9 protein-coding genes are annotated in these 8,243 nt (G+C 58.7%); 6 read left to right on the forward strand and 3 right to left on the reverse strand.

Annotation, left to right across the window (positions count from 1 at the left end; all coding sequences use genetic code 11):
* Positions 1-3: 3 nt before the first annotated feature.
* Positions 4-621, forward strand: coding sequence for a 4'-phosphopantetheinyl transferase family protein (locus ACPYOP_RS29105; protein ID WP_481413725.1), 618 nt, complete (start codon positions 4-6; stop codon positions 619-621).
* 269 nt (positions 622-890) lie between these two features.
* On the opposite strand, the gene ACPYOP_RS29110 is transcribed toward ACPYOP_RS29105, so the two are convergent.
* Positions 891-2,123, reverse strand: coding sequence for an MFS transporter (locus ACPYOP_RS29110; RefSeq protein WP_481413726.1), 1,233 nt, complete (start codon positions 2,121-2,123; stop codon positions 891-893).
* A 432-nt stretch (positions 2,124-2,555) separates the two neighbouring features.
* Here ACPYOP_RS29110 and ACPYOP_RS29115 point away from each other — a divergent pair, with 432 nt between their 5' ends.
* Both ACPYOP_RS29115 and ACPYOP_RS29120 read left to right on the forward strand, forming a co-directional pair.
* A complete protein-coding gene (locus tag ACPYOP_RS29115; protein ID WP_481413727.1) occupies positions 2,556-3,185 on the forward strand; it encodes a GNAT family N-acetyltransferase in 630 nt (209 codons plus the stop codon).
* 375 nt (positions 3,186-3,560) lie between these two features.
* Positions 3,561-4,259 carry a methyltransferase family protein gene (locus ACPYOP_RS29120; RefSeq protein WP_481413728.1) on the forward strand — a complete coding sequence of 233 codons (699 nt, stop codon included), beginning with the start codon at positions 3,561-3,563 and terminating at the stop codon, positions 4,257-4,259.
* Positions 4,260-4,278: 19 nt separating this feature from the next.
* On the opposite strand, the gene ACPYOP_RS29125 is transcribed toward ACPYOP_RS29120, so the two are convergent.
* A complete protein-coding gene (locus ACPYOP_RS29125; protein WP_481413729.1) occupies positions 4,279-4,776 on the reverse strand; it encodes a cupin domain-containing protein in 498 nt (165 codons plus the stop codon).
* Positions 4,777-4,902: 126 nt separating this feature from the next.
* On the opposite strand from ACPYOP_RS29125, the gene ACPYOP_RS29130 reads away from it, so the two are divergent.
* Positions 4,903-5,463: a DJ-1/PfpI/YhbO family deglycase/protease gene (locus tag ACPYOP_RS29130; protein WP_481413730.1), complete on the forward strand. Its 561-nt coding sequence runs from the start codon at positions 4,903-4,905 to the stop codon at positions 5,461-5,463.
* Positions 5,464-5,604: 141 nt separating this feature from the next.
* Here the strand turns inward: ACPYOP_RS29130 and ACPYOP_RS29135 are convergent, their stop codons facing one another.
* Complete coding sequence (locus ACPYOP_RS29135) at positions 5,605-6,516, reverse strand: LysR family transcriptional regulator (protein ID WP_481413731.1); 912 nt, start codon at positions 6,514-6,516, stop codon at positions 5,605-5,607.
* Between the two features lie 129 nt (positions 6,517-6,645).
* Between ACPYOP_RS29135 and ACPYOP_RS29140 the strand changes: the two genes are divergently transcribed.
* Together ACPYOP_RS29140 and ACPYOP_RS29145 are read left to right on the forward strand one after the other, a co-directional pair.
* On the forward strand, positions 6,646-7,125 hold the full coding sequence (locus tag ACPYOP_RS29140) for a carboxymuconolactone decarboxylase family protein (RefSeq protein WP_481413732.1): 480 nt from the start codon (positions 6,646-6,648) through the stop codon (positions 7,123-7,125).
* A gap of 79 nt (positions 7,126-7,204) precedes the next feature.
* Complete coding sequence (locus tag ACPYOP_RS29145; RefSeq protein WP_481413733.1) at positions 7,205-8,122, forward strand: MBL fold metallo-hydrolase; 918 nt, start codon at positions 7,205-7,207, stop codon at positions 8,120-8,122.
* The last annotated feature ends 121 nt before the right edge of the window (positions 8,123-8,243 follow it).

The raw sequence follows: 8,243 nt of genomic DNA on the forward strand, positions 1-8,243 counted from the left end.
GCCGTGACGCCCCCTCGGTTCGAGGTCGTCCTGAGAGTTGCGGATGCGGTTGCAGTCCTTGTCCGCCCGGTTCCAGACGGGCGGGAGGAGCGCGACAGGGTGGCGCAAGCCGCTTTGAGAAGTGCTGCGCAACGCGATGATCTTGTCATCTATCGCCGGCCGAGCGATCGGCCGGCACTGAAACCTCCTCATCACGAACTCGGCGTTTCGCTTTCGCATCGGGCCGACCTGCTGCTGGCAGGATTTTCACCCGACAGTGCCGTCGGCGTCGATATCGAGATCGAGGATATCAGTGGTTTCGACCCGATCGCCTTTGCCGCCGACCATTTCTCGCAAGGCGAGGCGGCCGCCATTGCCGGGCTCGATAGCGGCGCCGCGCGCGAGATCTGCTACCGTCTTTGGGTCGCCAAGGAAGCGGCATTGAAGATCAGCGGCCGCGGCATTTTCGATGGGCTGGACGAACCGGACCTGGCAAAGCATCTCGATCTCATTGGCATCGACGGCGCAACGGTCCGCCTTGAAGCCGGTTCGCGATTGCCGCCGATTGCGGTGTCGGTAACGCGGCTTGCGGGACCGACGGATCAGCCGGTTTATTGCGCCCTTGCTCGTGATCTCAAGTGAAGGTGCAGTAGGCGCGGCCTGAAGCCTGATTGCCCAATGCGTCCGCTTTCACTCCATGATGGGGACAGAACACGAGCAGCTCAAAATCCTGCTCTACAGCCGAACGGACGATGAACAACTGACGGCCGCGAAGCGCAGCATGACTATGAGGTATTTTGAGCCCCGAGTTTGCGGATCAATCGAGCCTGGCCTTTTGCAGACTTTGATTTCATCAATCTCAAGCCGGCAACGAGGTTCAGTTTGGGCGCCTCAGTTCATTACGGCGTTTTCTATTTCTTTCCCAACCGCAGTGTCAGGAAACTGGCAGCGAGAGCGGCAACCATGCTGAACACTATGGGGCCGAAATAGCTTCCGGTCTTATCGAAGACGAGCCCCGCCATTGTTGGCCCCAACAAAGCAGCCACGCCCACAGCCGTATAGAGATAGCCCAGCATCGTCCCGATATGACGGGTGCCGAAGAGATCCGCAGCGACGGCTGGATACAGCCCGACGCAACCACCGTAGCTCATGCCGAACAACAAGGAGAAAAGCACCAGCATGGCCATGCCGTTGGCAACGGCCCACAGGAGGAATGAACAGGCAACAGCAAAAGTAAGGATTGCCAAAAGGCGTAAGGAACCGATGCGGTCACCCAAACCGGCCAGCACGAAGCGTCCAAAGATGTTTCCGATGCCGATGATCGCGATAAGAATTGTACCGCTTTCAAGCGACAGACCCATGTCGTGCGCTGCCGGAACGATATGGACGTAGGGAATGAATGTACAGAACGATGCCAGGACCAACATAAAGAAGAACAGGCGGAACCGGCTATCGCGCCAGACTGTGAAAGGGCTAGGGCGGTCGTTGGGTCTGGATTCTGAAGAAATGTCGGTATCTTGACGTTTGCGCACCAGCATCGCAGCCGGCAAACCAATCACGGCAATGACAATTGCCAAACTGATGAAGCATCCACGCCAACCAATGCCGGGGACAAGGCGGCCGATTGTAAACGGCAGCAGGAGCGTGCCAAGGCCGAGGCCGGCCGTAGCAATCCCCGACGCGCGGCTTCGCTTGAGGACAAACCAAGACTGCACGGCACCGAGCGCCGGAACATAGGATAGGCCGATCCCAAGCCCCACTCCGGCACCATACCAGATGTAGAGCGGGACCAAGGACTTTGCCTGGCTGGCTCCGATATAGCCGACGATCATAGCCACTAGACCGCTCGCGATGACGATACGGGACGACCAGCGATCAGCAAGCGGGCCGGCGATTGCACCCAGCGAATAGAACACAAAGGCCGAGATGGAGAATACAAGAGCTATTTCACCACGCGATGCTGCAAATTCTTCGGACAGACCAGGAAACACAGCCGAGAAGGCGTAGGCCGATCCGAAGGTTACAGCCGTCAGCGCATGCGCTCCGCCGACGACCCGCCATCCTGTTGGTGAGTCTGCGCTCTCAGGTAGTGAAACAGGCGAAGATGTGGATGACAAAATCAATCGGCCTTTCGCCGTATCCATGGCGCTGAGAAAACAGGGTGGCAGAAGTGGAAATAGCTATTCAATAGATCGAGGTCTGCGGAATAGAAGTCGATTTCTATCAGGAAGATGACGACACAACTGAAAACCGGCCTTCTCCAAGGCTACCCCTTCTTTGGCATTCGCGAAGCGTTTTGTCAGCATGGGTATGCTGCATCGCCGTTGGATCACCCAGAAACTTGAAAAGCTCGGGGATGTCCGCACGGCGTGAGCGACGTAGGATCAATCGTTCGGTTTCGGGCACTCTCTTTTCTTCCGGAAATTACTTAAGATCCAAATCGGCGATTAATCTCGTTGGTACCTCACCTATTCGTCAAGAGAGTTGCGGTGCCATTCTGCCCTCGCCGAAGTCGACGGTTTATGCGATGTAGTAAATAAACGGCGAGCGCAGCGGCTCCTAATCGGTTGATGCCTATGGAAATTATTGAAAAATCGGATAACTCCAACCCACCTTTGCCCATGGGATATTCCTTAGTTCCCAAGGGCAAGCTTGCAAATGCCGTCACCTGTCTGGAGATGACGGAGAGGCCGGCTCCCAAAGAAGCCAACGTTATCCCGGGATTCTCCCTGGAGCGGATGACGGCTGCCGATCCGGTGACATATCGGCAGCTTTTCCGTCTGGTCGGAGAGGATTGGATGTGGGTTTCGCGTTTGGTCATGACCGACGATAAGCTGACGGCCATCATCAACGACCCGCTTGTAGAAATATACGTGATGCTAGCGGACGGGCAACCGTCCGGAATGCTGGAGCTTGATTTCCGGCAGCATGGCCAGTGTGAACTGGTTTTCTTTGGGGTTGCCAAAAGCTCAATCGGAACCGGTGCCGGGCGCTATCTCATGAACAAGGCGTTATCAATCGCCTGGGCGCATCCCATCGAACGTCTTTGGGTCCATACCTGCCATTTCGATCATCCGAATGCGTTGCCGTTCTATCAGCGATCTGGTTTCAAGCCATATGCTTTCATGGTTGAGGTAACAGACGATCCAAGGCTGACGGGTGTTCTGCCAAGGACGGCAGCGCCTCATATCCCAATCCTTGACTAGCGGCATTTGTCGCAAAACACCAACCAGACGCATTACGAAACTTTGTTCCTGACGCGCATGATGGTCTGTCGGCTGGTGGCGAACTTCCTGGTGATGGCTGAAGCGCCCATCCCTGCAACGAGGTCGTCGCATGACGTTTACAGTACGTTCGATCTTAGCGCAGGATTTTGAACTGTTCTTGTTCTGACCCAGGATGCATCCGATCGTTCCGCTTTCCAGAGCGCGATTGCGGATGATTGATCAAAAACTTGTCTGCCGACGGCTCTTGGCGCACGTAAAAGGAGAACTATGTCTTCAATGACGGACGATGCAGCTGCATACCCCAAGACGGACAGCGGTTGCGAGTCCACGATCGCCATCCATGGAGAGGAGCGGATGACTGTCACTGAGCCCCGACCTATGTCCAGAACGGCTGCCGTATCCTATGCGATCGGCCTGCCACTCATCTTGCTCGCGCTCATTTTTCTGCCGGCCGGCCGCCTCGACTGGCCGCCCGGATGGGTCTTTATCGCCTTTCTTTTCGTCGTCTACGGCATATCGATCCTGGTGCTGAAACGCGTAAACCCCGCAATCTTCAGGGCTCGCAACCGCTTCCAGGCCGGCACCAAACGCTGGGACCTGATCCTCGTCTCGCTGATCTGCCTCGGCATGGTCGCCGAAATTCCGGTTGCAACTTTCGACGCCGGCAGAATGTCATGGTCGGCCGTGCCTACCTCCGTCGTGATCCTCGGCTATGTCCTGCTTGGCGCCGGCATTGCACTCGGCGCCTGGGCGCAAGCGGTCAATCGCTTCTTCGAGCCCGGCGTCCGTCTGCAGCGCGAACGCGGCCAGTACGTCATCAGCAGCGGCCCCTATGCATTCGTGCGCCACCCCGGCTATGTCAGCGCGATCATGGTGTTTGCCGGGCTGGCATTGGCACTCGCCTCGTGGTGGGCCTTGATCCCGGCCGCCTGGGCAAGCGCGCTGCTGATCCTGCGCACGAGCTGGGAAGATGCCCTGCTGCAGGCCGAACTGGAAGGCTATGCCGACTATGCCCGGCGCGTGCGGTTTCGGCTCGCGCCGGGTCTTTGGTGAGCTGCGCTCTCAGCCGGATCTAGGTGTCTTCATACCACAGAGCCCGAAGCCCACCAGCCTTTCCTTTCAAGGGGTCGGTCGCAGGCACGCCAAGCTTTTCGATCCGGGCCTTCTGCTCTTCCGACGGCATTTCGCGACAGAGGTCGGCCTCCTGATCCGGCGGATAGCCACCGATCACGAGAAAATCGCCGCTGGCATCGAGCCGACAATGTCCTGTTCCGGCCGGCAACAATAGCGCATCGCCGGCTTCGACTTCGATGTCCTTGCCGTCAGGACCGCCAATCATCAATCGTGCCCGCCCCTCGGCAATACCCAATATCTCATGGGCGGTGGAATGATAATGATGAAAGGCATAGACGCCGTTTCGCCACAGCCCGCCCCATCCGTTCGCCCGGAAGAGCTGCTCGAACCCTTCCGCCCGGCTCGGAACGGCAAGTGCCTCGCGATAGACGATGACCGGAAAGCGCTGGTTATTCGGCACCCATTCCCTTGGTTCGAGCCTGATTGCCTGTTCCATGTTTCTCTCCTCTTAGGCCGTCTCCATAACCGCACAGGGCAGTCCCGGTTCCACGAGAAAATTGGGAACGATCGTCCGCCGCCCCGGTTTAGACAGGGTGTTCGATGAATTTTGAAAGGATAGATCATGCCCTCCATCAATTCCGCACATATTCTCATCCTTGCCACCGATGGCTATGAGCGGTCGGAGCTTCGCGTTCCTTTGGACGAACTTCAAAAGCGCGGTGCCAACGTGAAAGTTGCCTCCATCAAGGAGAGCAGCATCAAGAGCTGGGACAAGACCGACTGGGGCGACAGCGTCGACGTCGACCTGCTGGCAAGAGATGTCGACGTCAATCAGTTCGATGCGCTGGTGCTGCCAGGCGGCCAGATCAACCCCGACAAGTTGCGCGCCGACGGCGATGCCATGCGTGTCGTCCGCGAATTCCTGCGGTCCGGCAAGGTCGTTGCCGCCATCTGTCATGCGCCCTGGCTCCTGGTTGAAGCCGATGCTCTGCGCGGCCGTCGGGCAACATCCTATTGGTCCATCAAGACCGATGTCAAAAATGCCGGAGCCGATTGGCGGGATGAGAAAGTAGTGACCGATCAAGGCATCATCACATCGCGATCGCCTGAGGATCTGGACGCTTTCGTCGGCAAGATCGTCGAGGAGGTGCAGGAGGGTCGCCACGAGCGGCGCGTGGCTTAGGACAGAACTCATCGAGGCCCGGCAATCGTGGCCGGGCCTCTGCGACGAGGGCCGTGATCTTCGGTGCGAGTCTAGCCGCCTTCGCGGCAGCAAGAGGCACAACTTTTCTATACAGCATTGCCTTGCGCCGATGGCAAAGATTCAATGCGAAAGCGACGGCGCCATCAAGGGATCTTCCCTGACGACCTCGATCAGAAAGTCGAGCACGGCCCTGATGCGAAATGGCAGGTTCCGCCGGGACGGGTAAACGACGTTGATCGGCAATCGGCTCGGCGGAAAATCCGGCATCAGCTTCACCAGCCTACCTGCCTCGATATCAGGCCCTGCCAATATATGGGAAAGGACGGCAAGGCCGTTGCCGGCGAGTGCCGCACGGTGGGCGGCCATGGAATTGCTGGCGATCAGGCGCGGCGCGATGCGCACGGCCACGTCGTCGGCACCATTGGAAAAAGACCAGGATCTGCCGTCGCCGGCGCGCTTGTAGCAGATGCAATCATGGGCGCCGATATTGCTAGGTGTTTTCGGAGCTTTTCGTCCTTCCAGATATGAGGGCGCGGCGACGAGGAAAGCCGTCGTCCAGCCGATCCGACGGCACATCAGGCTGCAGTCCGCAACCATCCCAAGGCGCACCTCGAGATCGATCCCCTCTTCGACCAGGTCGGATGGCTCTTCGCGAAAGAGCAGCTCGACGGAAAGTCCCTGGTGCTGCTCAAACAGCATCCCGAGGCGATCGCTGATGCAAAGGCCCAATGGCGTCGGCAAGGCAAGCCGCACTTTGCCCGTCGCGGTCGTCCCGCCACGACAGGTCGTTTCACTGAGCGCTTCGACCGCCTCGATGACCTTGAGCGCCATCGGGATGATCTGCTCCCCCTCCGCCGTCAGGGCCAATGCATTCGTCGTGCGATGCAGGAGGCGCGTGTTGAGATGCGCCTCCAGTGCCGAAATCTGCCGAGAAACCGCCGGCTGCGTCACGCTGAGGTGAACGGCGGCGGCCGAAAAGGAACCGGTTTCCACCACTCTCATGAATGTTTGCAGCGCACCTACGATATCCATCCCCACCCCCATACTTTTGCGCATAAGCCTTATGTGCCCACCATAATTCCGAAGGGCTTTACTGTCCAGGTATTACGGATATTTTCTATCCATAAGGATATGAAATGTCCTTAATAACGGAGATGACCCATGACGCAACGCGTGAACTATGCCCAGCAATCCCCGGCGCTTTTCAAGAAATTGTCGGATCTCAGCATGGCCCTGAAAGACAGTGCCATCGACCAGAAGATCCATGATCTCGTGCAGATCCGCGCCTCGCAAATCAACGGCTGCGCCTTCTGCCTGGACATGCATGTGAAGGAAGCCAAGATCCACGGCGAGAGCGAGCTCCGGCTCTACCACATAGCCATCTGGCGCGAATCCAACCTTTTCGTCCCGCGGGAGCGCGCCGCCCTCGCCTGGACCGAAGCAGTGACGAAACTGCCGGAAGGCGGCATTCCCGATGAGCTTTATGAGCGTGTGCGCGGCCAGCTTTCGGAGAGGGAAATTTCCGATCTGACTTTTGCAATCATGGTCATCAATGCCTGGAACCGAGCCGGCATCGCCTTCAAGTCCGTGCCGGGTTCGGCCGACAAGGCCTACGGCCTCGACAAGGCCGGCCTCAACTAGGCCTTTCTCGCTGGGTGCTTAACCCAACGATATGCGTCCGCATGGGCGGCGCAAAGATCACAATCAACAGGAGACAGACATGAACGTGAACACCCCCGCACAGCCTGTTAAATCAGGCCCCGACGAACTGGTTCCGTCGCGCTACGCGGTGAAGATCGGCGAAATCGATGTTTTGGTGATCAGCGATGGCGTGCTGCCGCTGCCGACCAAGATGTTGGGATACAATGCCAATCCGGACGAGCATGCGGCCTGGCTGAACAACATGTTCCTGCCGCAGGACGCTTTCGACTGGGCGCTGAACGTGGTCGTGGTGCGCAGCGGCAAGCAGACCATCCTCATCGACGCCGGCCTGGGGCTGGACCCGGAATTGAACCTGCCGCGGGCCGGGCAATTGATCAAGCGGCTGGAGGCCGCCGGCATCGACCTTGGATCGGTAACCGACGTGGTCCTGACCCATATGCATATGGACCATGTCGGCGGGCTGCTCGTCGACGGCGTGAAGGAGCGGCTGCGTCCGGACCTCAGGATCCATGTGGCGACGGCCGAGGTCAAATTCTGGGAGGCGCCCGATTTCACCCACGTGTCGATGCCGCCCGGCTTCCCGGACGCGCTTCGGGCCGCCGCCAAGCAGTTCAGAAAGGAATACGAAAGCCACCTGCGATTGTTCGATGATGAGTACGAGGTGGCGCCGGGCGTGGTCGTCTCCCGAACTGGCGGCCATACACCCGGGCATAGCGTGGTGCGCGTGGCATCCGGCAAGGACCGGCTGATGTTCGCCGGCGATGCGGTGTTCGCGGTCGGCTTCGATCATCCCGACTGGTTCAACGGCTTCGAACACGATCCGGAAGAGGCTGCCCGCGTCCGCGTCCGGCTTTTGCAGGAACTGGCGGAGAGCGGCGAGCTTCTGGTGGCCACGCACATGCCGTTCCCCTCCGTCGGCCATGTGGCCGCCGATGGCGACCACTTCCGTTGGGTGCCGGTCTTCTGGGACTACTAAGCCCTAGTGGGCTAGGGCCGAACCGGCGCGCAGCCTTCATAGTCGCGCCCGGTTCGGCCGGCCTGATCCTCAACCAACCATTCAGCAACGAATGAATAATGCCTGTCTCTTATACACATCT

This window comes from Rhizobium sp. KNZ2-6A (assembly GCF_056755475.1).

What these genes read in the sequence shown, in the direction of transcription:
- ACPYOP_RS29140 (WP_481413732.1), top strand. Translation starts at nt 6,646, where the DNA reads ATGACGCAACGCGTGAACTATGCCCAGCAATCCCCGGCGCTTTTCAAG.
- ACPYOP_RS29145 (WP_481413733.1), top strand. Translation starts at nt 7,205, where the DNA reads ATGAACGTGAACACCCCCGCACAGCCTGTTAAATCAGGCCCCGACGAA.
- ACPYOP_RS29130 (WP_481413730.1), top strand. Translation starts at nt 4,903, where the DNA reads ATGCCCTCCATCAATTCCGCACATATTCTCATCCTTGCCACCGATGGC.
- ACPYOP_RS29110 (WP_481413726.1), bottom strand. Translation starts at nt 2,123, where the DNA reads ATGGATACGGCGAAAGGCCGATTGATTTTGTCATCCACATCTTCGCCT.
- ACPYOP_RS29120 (WP_481413728.1), top strand. Translation starts at nt 3,561, where the DNA reads ATGACTGTCACTGAGCCCCGACCTATGTCCAGAACGGCTGCCGTATCC.
- ACPYOP_RS29135 (WP_481413731.1), bottom strand. Translation starts at nt 6,516, where the DNA reads ATGGATATCGTAGGTGCGCTGCAAACATTCATGAGAGTGGTGGAAACC.
- ACPYOP_RS29115 (WP_481413727.1), top strand. Translation starts at nt 2,556, where the DNA reads ATGGAAATTATTGAAAAATCGGATAACTCCAACCCACCTTTGCCCATG.
- ACPYOP_RS29125 (WP_481413729.1), bottom strand. Translation starts at nt 4,776, where the DNA reads ATGGAACAGGCAATCAGGCTCGAACCAAGGGAATGGGTGCCGAATAAC.